The organism is Shewanella marisflavi (assembly GCF_002215585.1).
Lineage (GTDB): Bacteria > Pseudomonadota > Gammaproteobacteria > Enterobacterales > Shewanellaceae > Shewanella > Shewanella marisflavi.
In genome coordinates, this window is sequence record NZ_CP022272.1 from 2587009 (window position 1) to 2602905 (window position 15897).

17 protein-coding genes are annotated in these 15897 nt (G+C 48.0%); 4 read left to right on the plus strand and 13 right to left on the minus strand.

Translation table 11 applies throughout. The annotated features are described in order from the left end of the window. The first annotated feature begins 105 nt into the window (after positions 1–105). Together sbcB and cdd are read left to right on the plus strand one after the other, a co-directional pair. Positions 106–1518 carry an exodeoxyribonuclease I gene (gene sbcB, locus CFF01_RS11290; RefSeq protein ID WP_088904856.1) on the plus strand — a complete coding sequence of 471 codons (1413 nt, stop codon included), beginning with the start codon at positions 106–108 and terminating at the stop codon, positions 1516–1518. 98 nt (positions 1519–1616) lie between these two features. Further along, positions 1617–2507, plus strand: coding sequence for a cytidine deaminase (cdd, locus tag CFF01_RS11295; protein WP_088904857.1), 891 nt, complete (start codon positions 1617–1619; stop codon positions 2505–2507). Between the two features lie 80 nt (positions 2508–2587). On the opposite strand, the gene CFF01_RS11300 is transcribed toward cdd, so the two are convergent. From CFF01_RS11300 to yceD, 11 genes are all read right to left on the minus strand, one after another. Further along, positions 2588–3463, minus strand: coding sequence for an NAD(P)-dependent oxidoreductase (locus CFF01_RS11300; RefSeq protein ID WP_088904858.1), 876 nt, complete (start codon positions 3461–3463; stop codon positions 2588–2590). 396 nt (positions 3464–3859) lie between these two features. Then, positions 3860–4339 (minus strand): acyl-CoA thioesterase, encoded by a 480-nt coding sequence (locus CFF01_RS11305; RefSeq protein WP_033539574.1) that lies wholly within the window; start codon positions 4337–4339, stop codon positions 3860–3862. 86 nt (positions 4340–4425) lie between these two features. Beyond that, the gene (locus CFF01_RS11310; RefSeq protein WP_232479426.1) at positions 4426–4899 is read right to left on the minus strand and encodes a hypothetical protein; all 474 of its coding nucleotides are present in this window, start codon (positions 4897–4899) and stop codon (positions 4426–4428) included. 45 nt (positions 4900–4944) lie between these two features. Continuing rightward, positions 4945–6186, minus strand: coding sequence for a beta-ketoacyl-ACP synthase II (gene fabF / locus CFF01_RS11315; protein WP_088904859.1), 1242 nt, complete (start codon positions 6184–6186; stop codon positions 4945–4947). Positions 6187–6353: 167 nt separating this feature from the next. After that, the gene (gene acpP, locus CFF01_RS11320; protein WP_011865403.1) at positions 6354–6587 is read right to left on the minus strand and encodes an acyl carrier protein; all 234 of its coding nucleotides are present in this window, start codon (positions 6585–6587) and stop codon (positions 6354–6356) included. A gap of 160 nt (positions 6588–6747) precedes the next feature. Then, complete coding sequence (gene fabG, locus CFF01_RS11325; protein WP_033539572.1) at positions 6748–7494, minus strand: 3-oxoacyl-ACP reductase FabG; 747 nt, start codon at positions 7492–7494, stop codon at positions 6748–6750. A 10-nt stretch (positions 7495–7504) separates the two neighbouring features. Next, a complete protein-coding gene (gene fabD, locus CFF01_RS11330; protein WP_033539571.1) occupies positions 7505–8431 on the minus strand; it encodes an ACP S-malonyltransferase in 927 nt (308 codons plus the stop codon). A gap of 46 nt (positions 8432–8477) precedes the next feature. Then, positions 8478–9437: a beta-ketoacyl-ACP synthase III gene (locus CFF01_RS11335; protein WP_088904860.1), complete on the minus strand. Its 960-nt coding sequence runs from the start codon at positions 9435–9437 to the stop codon at positions 8478–8480. Positions 9438–9446: 9 nt separating this feature from the next. After that, on the minus strand, positions 9447–10475 hold the full coding sequence (gene plsX / locus CFF01_RS11340) for a phosphate acyltransferase PlsX (protein ID WP_033539569.1): 1029 nt from the start codon (positions 10473–10475) through the stop codon (positions 9447–9449). A 14-nt stretch (positions 10476–10489) separates the two neighbouring features. Further along, positions 10490–10660: a 50S ribosomal protein L32 gene (gene rpmF / locus CFF01_RS11345; RefSeq protein ID WP_033539568.1), complete on the minus strand. Its 171-nt coding sequence runs from the start codon at positions 10658–10660 to the stop codon at positions 10490–10492. A 17-nt stretch (positions 10661–10677) separates the two neighbouring features. Further along, positions 10678–11202, minus strand: a complete 525-nt coding sequence (gene yceD, locus CFF01_RS11350) for a 23S rRNA accumulation protein YceD (RefSeq protein ID WP_033539567.1) — start codon at positions 11200–11202, stop codon at positions 10678–10680. 417 nt (positions 11203–11619) lie between these two features. Between yceD and CFF01_RS11360 the strand changes: the two genes are divergently transcribed. Both CFF01_RS11360 and CFF01_RS11365 read left to right on the plus strand, forming a co-directional pair. Then, complete coding sequence (locus CFF01_RS11360) at positions 11620–12222, plus strand: Maf family protein (RefSeq protein ID WP_088904862.1); 603 nt, start codon at positions 11620–11622, stop codon at positions 12220–12222. Between the two features lie 156 nt (positions 12223–12378). Continuing rightward, the gene (locus tag CFF01_RS11365; RefSeq protein ID WP_088904863.1) at positions 12379–13740 is read left to right on the plus strand and encodes a diguanylate cyclase domain-containing protein; all 1362 of its coding nucleotides are present in this window, start codon (positions 12379–12381) and stop codon (positions 13738–13740) included. Here the strand turns inward: CFF01_RS11365 and CFF01_RS11370 are convergent. Both CFF01_RS11370 and rluC read right to left on the minus strand, forming a co-directional pair. Further along, the gene (locus CFF01_RS11370; RefSeq protein ID WP_033539563.1) at positions 13737–14393 is read right to left on the minus strand and encodes an HAD family hydrolase; all 657 of its coding nucleotides are present in this window, start codon (positions 14391–14393) and stop codon (positions 13737–13739) included. The genes CFF01_RS11365 and CFF01_RS11370 overlap by 4 nt on opposite strands. Continuing rightward, positions 14390–15349, minus strand: a complete 960-nt coding sequence (gene rluC / locus CFF01_RS11375; RefSeq protein ID WP_088904864.1) for a 23S rRNA pseudouridine(955/2504/2580) synthase RluC — start codon at positions 15347–15349, stop codon at positions 14390–14392. The genes CFF01_RS11370 and rluC overlap by 4 nt, the downstream gene beginning before the upstream one ends. Between the last annotated feature and the right edge of the window lie 548 nt (positions 15350–15897).

Below are 15897 nucleotides of genomic sequence, written 5' to 3' on the forward strand. Positions count from 1 at the left end.
AGTGACGTTATTTCAATCAAATAGGGCAAATAACCCGTTAAACTAGTGCAGGCATAAATCAGGGTGCTATGATAAGTGCCACTAATCACACTCTAGCCTTACTCTATGCCAGCGAATCAATCACCCAGCATCTTTTGGCACGATTATGAAACTTTCGGTGCCAACCCGGCCAAGGACAGACCCTCGCAGTTTGCCGGTATCCGCACTGACATGGATCTCAACATCATCTCAGAACCTGAAACCTTTTATTGCAAATTGGCCAGCGACTATCTGCCCTCCCCTGAAGCCATCTTAATCACAGGGATCACTCCACAGCTGGCAAACCTGAAAGGCATGCCAGAAGCTGAGTTTATGGCAAAGATCCACGCCCTCTTTACTGAGCCCAACACCTGTGTAGCAGGTTACAACTCGTTAAGATTTGACGATGAGGTGACCCGCTATGGCTTCTATCGAAACTTTTATGATCCCTATGCGCGCGAATGGCAAAACGGCAACAGCCGTTGGGATATCATAGATTTAGTCCGCGCCTGTTACGCCTTAAGACCACAAGGTATTGTCTGGCCCGAAAAAGAGGATGGCAGCCCAAGTTTTAAACTAGAGCTGCTGACAAAGGCCAATAACCTCAGCCATGAAAAAGCCCATGACGCCATGTCGGATGTCTACGCCACCATTGCCATGGCGAAACTGGTTAAGCAGCAGCAACCTAAGCTATTCGACTATTACTTTAATCTGCGTAAGAAGAACGAAGTCAGCAAGCATATTGACGTACTCAATATGCAACCCTTAGTGCATGTGAGCTCAAAGATAAGCGCCCTTAACGGTTGCACCACACTTATTGCTCCTGTTGCACACCATAGCACCAATAAAAATGCCATCATCTGTGTCAACCTTGCTATGGACATCACGCCGCTGCTTGAACTCAGCGCCTTAGAGATACGTGAGCGCATGTACACGCCAAGGGCCGACTTGGCCAGCGACGAGTTGCCCGTAGGCTTAAAGCAATTGCATATCAATAAATGTCCGTTCATTGCATCCGCCAAGACGCTAACAGATGAAAACGCAGAGCGTTTAGCGATAGATAAAGATTTTGCTCGCGAGCAATACAAGCGCCTTCGTCAACATCCCGAGATCCGAGAGAAACTGGTCGCCGTCTTTGACATCGAACATGACAATGCAAGCAGCGATCCCGACTTGCAGCTCTATAGCGGCGGCTTTTTCAGCCATGCAGATAAGAGCAAGATGGAGATCATACGCCATACAGCCCCCCAGCATCTGGCGGCACTAGAACTGCAATTTGACGATCCCAGATTACCTGAAATGCTATTTCGTTATCGGGCACGCAACTACCCTGAAACCCTGGATGATACAGAGCTGAGACGCTGGCGAACATTCTGTCAGGCGCGCTTAAATGATCCAGACTATATGATAAAGCTGGAGACCTTAGTCAATGACACTGAGTCAGATGAAGAAAAGCAAAAATTATTGACGGCGTTATGTCATTATCTTAGCAATCTTTAAGGGAAACAGCGGTCGAAATGGGAGTAAGATCCCGTTATCATGGTAACTTAGTTACTAAAATGATTTTCCAATAGCTTAACAATTTAAGGATCAAGCTCATGCAAGATAGATTTGTTCACTGCATAGCTCAACTGCCACAACCTTTGGCAGATCATTTAGTCCCTTTATTGAATCAGGACTTTGTCGGCCACATGGATGCCCAGCAAGTCGACGACTTAGCCAAAGCCGCTAATATGTCGCACGATGAGTTACTGCTTGCCATCTTGCCCGTGGCAGCAGCATTGGCAAGACCTCCCATCAGTGAGTTTTATGTGGGCGCCATCGCCAAGGGAGCTAGCGGTGATATCTATATGGGCGCTAACCTGGAGTTGGATGGTGAGGCACTATTTCATAGCGTACACGCCGAGCAAAGCGCTATCAGTCACGCCTGGCTAAGCGGTGAAACGGGTATTAAAGATATCATAGTCAACGCCTCGCCTTGCGGACACTGCCGCCAATTTATGAACGAGTTGGTTCAAGGTCAAGCCATTAAGATCCACCTGCCAGAGCAAGCAACTCAACCTTTATCTCACTATCTACCCTATGCTTTTGGGCCAAGCGATCTGAATATTAAGACTCCCTTACTGTCAAAACAGCAACATGATTTTGCCCTGGAAAGTTCAGATCCCATGATCATAGAGGCGCTGGATCACTTAAGTCTCAGCTACGCCCCATACAGCCAGAGCTATGCCGCCGTAGTGTTAGAAACCCGAGACGGAGCCACCTTCTGCGGACGGTATGCGGAAAATGCAGCGTTTAACCCTTCCATGCTCCCCATGCAGATGGCGTTATCAGCCATGGCCAGACATAACCGTGATTTCAGCGAGATCAATCGCGCCGTACTGATCGAGTCCAGCCAAGGTAAGATCTCCCTAGTGGGTGCAACCATGGATGCCTTGCACGCGGTCGCGGCGGTTGAGCTTGAACATATCATGGTCGATCCGGTTTAATCGATAAGTGCCTGCCCGCTTACCGAGGCTCAGATTAAACTCAAGTAAAAAAGGACTGCCTAGCAGTCCTTTTTTGTGTCTTAGCATCGGCTCTTTTCTAAACGCGCCAGGAGACTCGAAGTATCCCAGCGCTGACCACCTTGAGCCTGCACTTCGCTATAGAATTGATCCACTAAGGCGGTCAATGGCAGGTGTGAACCATTGCGGCGCGCTTCATCCAGAGCGATGCCCAAATCTTTACGCATCCAGTCCACCGCAAAGCCAAAATCATATTGTCCCTGCCACATGGTTTGATAGCGATTCTCCATTTGCCAGGATTGAGCGGCCCCTTTGCTGATCACTTCGACCACTTTTTCACCGTCAAGACCTGCACTGCGGGCAAAATGTAAACCTTCAGCCAAACCCTGCACCACACCGGCAATACAGATCTGATTTACCATCTTGGTTAGCTGACCACTGCCCACCTCACCCAGCAACTCGGCGCAACGAGCATAGGCTTGCATTACCGGCTTGGCAGCCTCAAAGGTTTGAGCCTCACCGCCCACCATCACGGTTAACACACCATTTTCAGCTCCAGCCTGACCACCAGATACTGGCGCATCGATGAAACCAACGCCTTTAGCCTTCGCTGCGGCGCCTAACTCCCGGGCGACATCGGCAGAAGCCGTTGTATGGTCAACTAAGATACTGCCCTGTGCCATGGCGGCTAAAGCGCCGGTATCACCCAAGACGACGGAGCGTAGATCGTCATCGTTACCTACACAGACAAACACAAAGTCTTGCCCCTTGGCGGCTTCAAAAGGGGTTGCGCACCAGTTACCGCCATAATTATCACACCAAGCTTGTGCCTTGGTCTGGGTGCGATTATAGACAGTAACCTCATGACCGTGCTTCACCAGGTGACCCGCCATAGGGTATCCCATCACGCCTAATCCTAAAAATGCTACCTTTGCCATCTTCTGTCCTATCTCTTTATTAATTAATACTGTTTATTCACCTTCTTGAAGAAAGGTTTTATTTGGGGGTACAAGGCCTTGTGGGCTGTAAACACGGGGCATATTGTGCCACATGCTAAACGATAGATTCGAATTTTTCACTAGGGCGCCGCATCTGTACTCTTAAGCAATCAACAGTCGGACAAAGCTTTCTTCTGTTAGAGCTTTAAACAAAACGCCGCTACATCACCACACTGACACAAATTGCAGATGTCGATTCCCTAGTGCAATATCAAAGCATGTACAAGCGCAAAGCTTCATCGTCCAAAGCGAAAAAATAGGGGGAATCACTATGGCTAAGGACGCTAGCAGCGTCTATCGAAAGACAGCCCTGAGTGATAGACGCGAGCAGACAGATTAAGGCTTGAGATGGGCTTCCATCTCAGTGCCAATCCTCTTACGCATATCCATCAGACGGATGGCCGAATCTCGCATCACCTTATCCTCCTCAGTGACCGGCACCCATTCTGGCACCGGCGTAGGGTGACCCTCATCATCTACCGCCACCATGATCACTATGCAGTGCGTGGTGAGGTGACGATCAGCATTTTTAGGATCGCCAGCCTTTACATCTATTCCCAGATGCATAGAGGTGCGACCGGTATAGACAACCTTAGCGCTCACCTCTACGATATTGCCGACATGAATAGGCTTTATGAAGCGTATGCCGCCGGCATAGGCGGTAATACAATACTTGCCACTCCATCCAGCGGCGCAGGCATAAGCCGCCAAGTCGATCCATTTCATCACAGCGCCACCATGGACCTTGCCACCAAAATTGACATCGGCTGGTTCGGCCAGAAATCGTAAAGTGATCTCTCTATCTTGTCCTGCCATTGCTTGTCGCCTCATTCTAAATAGTGAATCTAAAGTGTACTGCAAAGCAGGCTGAGATAGTAACGAAGAATCACGCTACTCACTGATTAGCCCCAGTTAATCACGCCATGACATGCCATTACAATCAAAGGCAAGCTTAACCGATACAGCCAAACCTGCGCACTTGCGCCTAGCAAACGAGACAGATCGACAAACCGATAAAGCAAGAAACCCAGGGCGAAAAACATTAGCACCTCGATCCCGGCAAACGAGTCGCTCTCTCCCCCGCCATAAATGGCAGTGATCAGCAGCGCAAACCAAACACAGGCAAAGGCGCAAGCCGCGGCGGTTAAAGTCTTTAAACCAATAGGGATACTTAACTTCTGCTCACCACGGATCAAGGCATTCAAATTAGCAGTTAACAAACCAACAATAGGCAGTAAGGGAACAACGACGGGATTTAACACAATGGCACCAATAAAGTGAAGTGAATAGAGCCGGATTATCTGCCCAGTTTTAAGTGCTGCCAAGAGAGATGAATAAAGCTTCATCGACGCGTCATTTGGGCTTAATTCAAACATAAAAAAAGCACCATTAAGGTGCTTTTTTCTAATTACTGCTAGCTTTTACTCACCACGTTTAAACAGGAGTGAGCCATTTGTACCGCCAAAACCAAATGAGTTGCACAGTGCGTAATCAAACTGATGAGCTCGAGCCGTGTGAGGTACAAAATCAAGATCACAGCCTTCATCTGGATTATCCAGGTTAATTGTTGGCGGAATAATCTGATCGCGCAGCGCAAGCAAGGTGATAATCGCTTCGACTGAGCCTGCAGCCCCTAACAGGTGTCCTGTCATCGACTTGGTAGAGCTCACCAACAAGTTGTAGGCATGATCGCCAAACACACTCTTCACCGCTGAGGCTTCAGCCTTATCGCCGGCGGGTGTCGATGTGCCATGAGCATTGATATAACCTACACGTTGCTTTTCGATGCCCGCATCTTTGATGGCATTTTCCATCGCAGCGGCGGCGCCTGCACCATCTGCCGGTGGAGACGTCATGTGGAACGCATCACCGCTCATACCGAAACCTACGAGCTCGCCATAGATAGTCGCGCCGCGCGCTTTAGCGTGCTCGTACTCTTCCATCACCATGATGCCCGCACCGTCGCCGATGACGAAACCATCTCTGTCTTTATCCCAGGGACGACTCGCCGCAAGCGGATCATCATTACGGGTAGACAGCGCCTTGGCAGAACCAAAGCCACCCACCGCTAGCGGACAAGTCACATCTTCAGCGCCACCAGCAATCATCACGTCCGCATCACCATAGGCGATGGTACGTGCTGCAAATCCTATGTTGTGCACACCTGTAGTACAGGCTGTGGTCACCGCAAAATTAGGGCCAGTCATACCATATTTGATCGAAAGATGACCCGCGATCATATTGATGATGGTACTAGGGACGAAAAAGGGAGAGATTTTGCGTGGACCGCCTTTTAACAAGGCAGAATGAGCCGCCTCGATGAGCGGCATGCCACCCATACCCGCGCCGATAGCGGTACCGACCCGAGCAGGGTCTTCTACTTCCATATTCAGTCCAGCATCTTCAATGGCTTGAATACCAGCCGCCATACCATATTGAATAAAGAGATCCATCTTACGGGCCTCTTTCTTAGGTAGGTACTGCTCAACATCAAAATCTTTGACTGAACCGCTAAAACGAGTTGAAAACTCGCTGGCATCAAATTTGGTTATGGGTGCGATACCGCTTTGTCCTGCAAGCAGTGCTTTCCAGGACGCCTCTACGGTATTGCCCACAGGCGTGACCAGACCAATACCTGTAACGACTACACGACGTTTAGACACGTTTTCACCTTTGACTAAAATGAGATGAAGGTCTCCTTTGAGACCGAAATAAAAAGGCCTACTAGGTTATAGCACAAGAAAACGGGATAGGCGTTCGCCCCCTAATGCTCCTAGTTCGCAAACAAAAACAGGCGGCATAATTGCCGCCTGTTTTAGAGAATTCAGTATTACTGATTCTTAGAAACGTAATCGATCGCTGCTTGAACAGTAGTGATCTTTTCAGCTTCTTCATCAGGGATCTCAGTGTCAAACTCTTCTTCTAGAGCCATTACCAACTCAACGGTGTCCAGAGAATCTGCACCTAGGTCGTCAACGAAAGATGCTGCTGGTTTTACGTCTTCTTCTTTAACGCCCAGTTGCTCGATAATGATTTTCTTTACACGTTCTTCGATGTTGCTCATTAGTTTTCTTTCCTATTCAAATTACGCACTTGCGTAAGATTGCGAGTAGTTTATTCAATTTGGCACACAATGCAAGCTTAACTTTTGTGGTCTAACCACAAAACCTACGTAAGTCTACGCCAAAAATCAATCAAAATCAGTCGGTTGTTATAACCAACGTTTAAACCATGTACATGCCGCCGTTTACATGCAGAGTTTCCCCTGTAATGTAAGCCGCTGAATCCGATGCCAAAAACAGTACAGCATTTGCAATCTCTTGCGGCTGCCCCAGTCTTTCCATTGGAACTTGTGACATAATACCTTTTTGCTGCTCTTCCGTCAGCTCATCCGTCATATCTGTCTGGATAAACCCAGGAGCAATAGCATTCACTGTTATTTGACGAGATGCAACCTCTCTTGCAAGAGATTTTGTAAATCCAATCAAACCAGCTTTTGCTGCGCAATAGTTCGTTTGGCCTGCATTGCCCATTGTACCTACAACAGAGCCAATGTTAATAATACGGCCACTACGCTTCTTCATCATTGAACGCATCACCTGTTTAGAGGTGCGATAGAGAGATGTCAGGTTGGTATCTATGATATCTAACCACTCATCTTCCTTCATTCGCATCAAAAGATTGTCGCGTGTGATACCCGCATTGTTGACTAGAATATCAACTTCACCGACTTTTTCTTTGATCGAGGCAAATAATTGGTCAATTGAATCGCTATCTGTCACATTTAAGACCAAGCCATGGCCTTTATCGCCCAAATATTCCTGAATCGCAGCTGCGCCGCGTTCACTGGTTGCCGTGCCAATAACCACAGCACCTGCTTCCACTAAGGTTTCGGCAACTGCACGGCCAATACCACGGCTTGCACCTGTTACCAAGGCAACCTTGCCAGTTAAATCTAGATTGAAACTCATCTATTACTCCTTATTCGCTCAGTGCAGCAACTGAGGCTGGATCATTAGCCACTTTTGCACTCAGCGATCGATTAATTCTTTTTGCCAGACCCGTTAATACCTTACCCGGACCGACTTCAACCAACTGGCTGACGCCATCTGCGGCCATCATCTCGACCGTTTCAGACCAGCGAACCGGACAGTAAAGCTGACGTACCAAGGCATCTTTGATCGCTTCAACATCACTTGGCTGAGCCACATCAACGTTATTGATCACTGGAATGCTCGGCGCTGTAAAGCTGATAGCACTTAATGCCTCAGACAATTTCTCTGCGGCAGGTTTCATTAATTCGCAATGAGATGGCACGCTCACCGGCAAGGCAACAGCCATCTTGGCACCGGCTGCCTTACAAGCATCGGCAGCACGCTCAACCGCAGCCTTCTCACCAGCAATAACGACCTGACCAGGACTATTAAAGTTAACCGGTGCAACCACTCCGCCCTGCGCTGCGTCTTCACACGCCTTAGCAATAGCCTCGTTATCTAAGCCGATAATAGCAAACATGGCACCAGTACCAGCGGGCACAGCCTGTTGCATCAGTTGTCCACGCAGCTCAACCAGTTTAACGGCATCTTTGAAATCGATAACACCGGCGCAAACCAATGCCGAGTATTCACCTAAGCTATGGCCGGCAAGCATTGCAGGCTGAGGCGCCGAGGTAGCTTGAATCGCGCGCCAAATTGCTACGCTGGCAGTTAACAATGCAGGCTGCGTCTTATCAGTTTGATTCAGAGTTTCAGCTGGGCCTTCTTGTACCAGTTGCCATAGGTCATAACCCAAAGCTTCGCTGGCTTGGGCAAACGTTTGACCAATGATTTCATTCTCTGCAGCCAATTCGGCAAGCATGCCTACGGCCTGAGATCCCTGCCCAGGGAAAACATAAGCAATCTTTTCCATTTTTATATACCTTTGCTAAATCAATGTATTCTAGTACTAAAATCGACTAAAAACGAACAAGCGCACTGCCCCAGGCAAAACCAGCCCCAAAGGCTTCGAGCAGCAGGAGTTGACCACGTTGGATACGACCATCACGCACGGCTTCATCCAGCGCGATAGGTACTGAGGCGGCAGAGGTATTACCATGCTTAGCTAGGGTCAATACCACCTTGTCCAGACTCATATCTAACTTCTTGGCCGTCGCCTTAATGATACGGAAGTTAGCCTGGTGGGGAACCAACCAGTCAATTTCAGATTTTTCCACGTTATTGATACGTAACGTTTCGGTGACCACATGAGACAGTTGAGTCACGGCAACCTTGAAGACATCGTTGCCTTTCATGGTCATGTACCCTACGGCCTCAGAGGACTCGCCAGCACGTGGTGGGAAGGAACACTTAAGCAGATCGCCTTGACGGCCATCGGCATAAATATGGGTAGAGATGATACCGGGCTCTTCAGAAGCACCAACCACAGCGGCGCCGGCACCATCACCAAAGAGGATGATGGTGGAGCGGTCGTCAGGCTCGCACAAACGTGACAGCACGTCGGCGCCGATAACCAGCACCTTTTTGGCGGCGCCAGTTTTTACAAACTGATCGGCAACAGATAACGCATAGACAAAGCCTGAACAGGCCGCAGCCACATCGAACGCCGGAATCGTATGCACACCTAACATGGCCTGAATTTCACAGGCGGCGGCAGGAAACGCGTTGCTGGCACTCGTGGTACCGCAAACAATCATATCCAGCTCTTTCGGGTCAATGCCCGCCATTTCCAGGGCCTTGACGGCAGCGGCATAACCCATGGTTGATACAGATTCGTCTTTGGCGGCTATTCTGCGCTCTGAAATACCGGTACGTTCAACAATCCACTGGTCATTGGTATCCACCATCTTTTCCAGATCTTGATTGCTACGGACTTGCGCTGGCAAATAACTACCAGTTCCGAGAATTTTTGTATACATAAGGAGATATCAGTTATTTATGTCTAAAAGGATCGACTCAAGACGTTCTTCAATCATCTTAGGGAGTCGACGTTGTGCTTCGGTCACTGCCAAACTAATTGCTTGTAAATAGGCAGATTCATCCGCACTTCCATGACTTTTTACTACAATGCCGCGCAATCCTATCAGACTTGCTCCGTTATAGTGGTCGGGGTTCATCTGATTTAAAACACTATTAATGCGCGGCGCGATTAACTTGGCCATTAATCGTACAAAAAAGCCTTGAGTTAAGCCTTTCTTCAACTGATGTACGAGGAGTCTTGCGATCCCCTCTGAGGTTTTCAGGGTAATGTTGCCGACAAAACCGTCACATACGATCACATCGACATTTCCCGAATAGATATCATCGCCTTCAATAAAACCGGCGTAATTGAGCTGTGGGCTTTGTTGTAACAGCTGCCCCGCTTGCTGTACCTGATCGTTACCTTTGATCTCTTCAATCCCCACATTAAGCAGGGCCACCTTAGGCTCAGGATTTTTATCCACCGCCTCACACAGCACAGACCCCATTACAGCAAACTGAAACAGAGTTTCTGAGCAACAGGAAACATTGGCACCAAGATCGAGCAAATATACAGGCTTGTGGTTGACCGCAGGCAAACAGCTCACCAGCGCCGGACGATCGATCCCCGGCAGGGTTTTCAGCAGCACCTTAGAGATGGCCATCAAAGCGCCCGTATTGCCGGCACTTAGACACGCTTGGGCTTTCTCGTCTCTAACCAATTCGATAGCCAGACGCATTGAGCTTTGCTTACAGTTACGCAGCGCATGCACGGGTCTATCGCTCATCTTAACCACTTCAGTGGTATGCAGGAGTTCGATACGAGAAAGCAAGTCAGATTCAAGGTGGCTCAGTAAAGGTTCGATTTGCGACCTGTCACCCACCATGATGACGTGTAAGAAGGGGTATAAGCGAAGTGCCTGCAAGGTTGCAGGCACTGTGATGCGGGGGCCAAAATCGCCCCCCATCGCATCTAACGCAAGCGTCAGATTAGTCATTAGCTATCAACAGATTACTTGTTGATAACCTTTTGACCACGGTAGAAACCGTCTGCAGTCACGTTGTGACGACGATGGATTTCACCACTCGTTGCATCCACAGACAGTTGAGCAGTGCTCAATGCATCGTGTGAACGGCGCATACCGCGCTTTGAACGAGATTTTTTATTCTGTTGTACAGCCATTTGACCTGTCTCCTAGATTACTTGCTCTTCAGTTTTTCTAACACTGCAAACGGATTTGGACGCTCCTCTTGAGCGGGTTCAATCTCGCCTACCACTATATCTTGATCGCCTTTGCTGCAACTGTCGTCAACATGCATAGGAATCAAAGGCATAGCTACTATCAATTCATCTTCAATCAATTGATGCAGACGAATTTCACCTATCTCATTGCACTCAATAGGGTCATACGCATCCGGGAGCTCATCGATTTCTGCCTCAGACCCGCAAGGGCTAAAACAAAAGTCGACCGTAACCTCAGTGGTAAATAGCGTCATGCAACGTTGACAATTCAGAGTGAGCTCCGTCACAGCCTTCCCTTTCAGGTAGACTATCCCCTGTATATCCACACCACATTCAAGCGACACTGCCACATCGGAACAGTCGCCGGCACATAACTCATTTAATCGCTTTAATTGCACACCGGGAACAACGCCTTCATAAGAAAGCTTGCTGGCCGCTGCGCGTATAGGATCAATTGAAACCGGTATCTTTACTGTTTGCATAAGGCGCGCATATTATAGTTTGAATTACGCTGAGTCAAAGGAAAATTTATCTCCTTTACCGTTCCCGATAACGAAAGCTATAAAACCCATCATTAATTCAAAAATTATTGGAACGAAAATTTTACCCAAGGGCCGATGGATACTCAAGCCCTACACGCTTAAAATAGAAGCATTCGCGCAGCCTTAGCACCCGCTTTTTATCACCCTTGCTTAAATATAGCCCGTCTGCAGCCAAGCGGGTTAAACACCTGACTCCCGTGATATTCAAACCCGCCGATATAATAAGGTCAGTCGCCTTAGCTAACACCTCCCTTTTTGGATAAAATCGCTTATCATGGCCACCAGAAACTTTCTGCCAACGACGTTTATCCTGTGACATTCAATCTTGGCATAACAGAAGAAATTTAGGGCCAATCGATGAGACCACCAATCATACTCGCCTCCACCTCAGTTTTCCGTCAATCCTTACTCGAGAAACTCGCCATCAAGTTTGATACCTGCGCACCAGAAGTCGATGAGACTCCCCGCGAGGGAGAGTCTGCAATCGCTTTAGTTGAAAGACTTGCACTGGCCAAAGCAAGAGCCGGTGCCGATGGCCGAGAGCAAGGCCTAGTGATTGGCTCAGATCAGGTCGCTCTGATACAAGGCGATATTGTGGGTAAACCTCTCACAAGAGAGCGAGCAATCGCCCAACTCGAGCGCGCCTCAGGCAAATCCATCACCTTCTATACAGGGCTCGCTCTGTATAATGCGGCCACAGGGGCAAGCGAGGTCATCTGTGAACCCTTTACCGTGCATTTTAAAACACTTAACTCGCAGCAGATAGCCTATTACGTCGACACAGAGCAACCTTTATACTGCGCCGGAAGCTTTAAATCCGAGGGCTTAGGTATCGCACTGTTTGAACGTCTCGAAGGCCGCGACCCCAATACCTTAGTGGGTCTGCCTTTAATTACCTTAACAGAGATGCTGCAACGACAAGGTGTGGATGTGCTAAGCCCTGCACCTAACAATGCCTAGACAGCGATTTACACTGGCATAGCTGACATATCCAGCAGAACACACCAAATTCAAACTTCACAAACTGGGAAAAACTGTTTAACTTGATAGTGTCCTATCACACTTTGATAACATAAACAGCGACAAGGAAGTCATTTATTTGGGTGGTTATCTGTAATGACTGATCTTGAAGAAGCGCTGGCTCTGCTTGCCGCGCCCTGTGTTGATGAGCGTTTCTTTCAACGCGCTCTCAAGGCGCTTGCCTTGGTCACTCAATGTCGTTGGGCAGCCTTTGCCCGGCCTTCGACTCATCGAGGAAAAATCGAAGTAGTCGCCTTTTGCGATCTAAAACAAAGCATTCCCGGGTTTGAATTTGATTTAAAAGGCTCCCCCTGCGAAGCCATCTATGAGATGCGTTATCCCAACACCCATCTTTTATATGCTAACGATCTACCTCTTCGCTTTCCCGATTTTCAACTCATTAAAGATCTGGGCGCAGTCAGCTACCAGGCTGAGTTGATCTTAGATGATGAGGGGCGCCCCATAGGACATATCTTAGTCATGGATACCCTACCCCAGCGTGAGAATACTAAGTCCCGCGAATTTTTCAGATTATTGGCGCAGCGTATCGGCATCGAATATAAACGACTCTTACTCTCCAGGGAGCTATCTGTGCATAAGGAGATGATCGCCTCGACCCATCATATGATGTCTTTTGTCGATCAGGATTATCGCTATCTAGTCGTTTCTAAAGGTTATGAGCATATGCTCAACTGCGATGCCAGCGATATTATTGGTAAACATGTCAGCGAGATCCACGGTAAAACTATCTTTAATGACTATTTAAAACCGCTACTGGACAAAACTCTGGCTGGCGAGTCAGTCAACACCCAGACTAAAATCCACCCACCCTCTCATACTGAGCCTCAATATTTAAATGTGCATCATAATGCGCATCTGGATGAAAACGGCCAAATCAAAGGGGTCATAGTATCTGCCCACAACATTACCGAACTGCAAAAGGCTAAAGAGGAGAGTGAGTACCTGGCGCTCCACGACTCACTGACCAAATTACCTAACCGTCTCGCCCTGTTTAATCGTTTTTCAGAGATACTCCCCGAGCTTCCACCGCAGGAGATAAGCTTAGCCGTGCTCTATCTCGATTTGGACGATTTCAAGTTAATCAACGACAACTACAATCATCAAATCGGGGACAAAGTATTACAAGGGGTAGCCGAGATTCTCAGGCAAGCCTGTCCTCAGGCCGAGATGGTCGCGCGCATCGGCGGTGATGAGTTTATTATCCTGCATAGTTTTAAAACACAAGACAGTGCAGAGAAACACAGGCAGTTAAACCAGCTGTGCCAGCAACTCAATCAGATGCTAGATGAAGGGATATACCATGAAAGCGAGCACTTACGTCTTGCGGCCAGTATTGGCTGTCATTGGGTCAATCCTGAACAGAGAGACGTTTCGGCACTGATCTGCCAGGCTGACAAATCTATGTACCGAAACAAAAAGCAGAAACGGCTAAACTAAGCTTGACCCGTAATAAGGGGTAACAACTCCAATGGCCGTGCCGCAATGGCTACTGGGTTAGCTTCACTCAATTTTTGCGCCGAATGGGCACCGTAACTTACACCGATACCATCTATGCCAGCATTGTTGGCCATATTGAGGTCGTGCACCGAATCACCAATCATCACCGCCTTCTCAGGTGCCACACCTACGAGCTCAAGTAGCTCATGCAACATCTGCGGATGGGGCTTACTCTTAGCTTCATCCGCGCAACGACTCGCCATAAAATGTTCAACGAAACCTGTCTCGTTGAGCACCCTGTCTAAGCCAGCGCGAGCTTTGCCTGTTGCCACCGCTAATTGATGACCCGAGGCTTTGAGCGTTACCAATAACTGTTCTGCTCCTTCAAACACTGGGCTTGGCGTCTGATTCAACTGTAAATATTGCTTTCGATAAACATCGATCATGGCTTTGCGAGTCTGCTGACAGGCACTTGGATGCAGAACATTTAACGCCTCATCCATAGACAAGCCAATAATATCGCGGATCGATGATTCGCTTGGCACCATCATGCTCAACTCGATGGCGGTCTGCTGCATACAGGCAACAATCTTACTCACCGAATCCATTAGGGTGCCATCCCAGTCGAAAATGACTAATTCGTATCGTTTCATGCCTTATCCAACTTATCCAATAACTTTTGCAATACAGTATCAAGTGGCGCCTTAACCTGCATTATCTCTTCTGTCACCGGATGGGTAAACTTAAGCTGCGCCGCGTGCAAAAATAGGCGATTAAGCCCTAATTCACGCATGGCGTCATCGAACTTTTGCTCGCTATATTTATCGTCACAGGCAATGGGATGACCCGCATATTGGCAATGTACGCGGATCTGGTGCGTTCGACCTGTCACAGGACTGGCCTGCACTAAGGTTGCCCCCTTATAGCGCTGCTTTATCTTAAAGCGAGTCTCTGAAGGTTTGCCTTCTTGGTTCACCCGCACGATACGCTCACCCGACTTCAGCGTTAATTTAAGTAGCGGCGCATTAACTACTTTATCATGGCTCTGCCATTCGCCGCGCACTAAAGCAAAGTAGTCTTTCTGCATCTTCTTATAACGCAACTGATCATGTAGATGTTTCAGGGCGCTGCGCTTCTTGGCAATAAGCAAGACACCAGAGGTATCCTTATCGAGACGATGAACCAATTCAAGAAACTTCTGCTGCGGCCTTAGAGAGCGCATCGCTTCGATGACACCAAAGTCGACGCCGCTACCACCATGGACGGCGATCCCCGCGGGCTTATTGAGTACAATAATCGCCTTATCTTCAAATAAGATGCGATCTTCTAACTGAGACACCTTGGTCAACTTAGCACTCGGACCTGGCTTATCCTCGTTGCTAGATATCCTGACAGGCGGGATCCTGACCACGTCACCATCTTGCAACTTGTACTCAGGCTTAATACGTTTCTTATTGACCCGTACCTCACCCTTGCGCACAATCCGATAGATCATGCTCTTAGGTACGCCTTTCAGTTTAGTGACTAAAAAGTTATCGATTCGCTGGCCCAAATGGTCCTCATCTATGGTGACCAACTCGACCTTGTTTAAAGCTTGTTGACTATTCATGCTACGCCTTGTCTCTTTCAAGCCGCATATTGTACATCAGATAAGAAGTTTTGTGCCTTTCCATTTGCTGATTTTCTGGATTGTTGCTATATTTGCCACGCGAATGGGGATAAATAGTGAATAAAGTGTTCACAAATCGCCCAAAGCAAGCGCGAAGAGCGGAGACTAAAAGATATTTTTACTGAGTAGTAAGTTATTGACTTACAGGTTGTTATACAAAAATAAACCGAGAAAACGAGTTTAAACAACTAAACACAGTATGAATACCACATTTCAAAGTGGTTTCTCTAAGAATAGCGCCCCAAATTCGAAGTTTAATTTTAACTTGTCGTCAGACGAGCACATATCGATTTTGGCATTACCGGAAAGCACATTAGAATTTATGGGGTTGGTTGACGTTTTACAACGAATTCCTTGTTTTTAGCGATTTTAAAAAATAAGCCATAAATAGGATGCGACACGCAGCGATTGCGTCTTACAAAGATTGCGCACCTTTGCCCAGACCCAAGCCGTGAGGCTTTGCTCGTCAATTCTGGGCCCGTAATGCA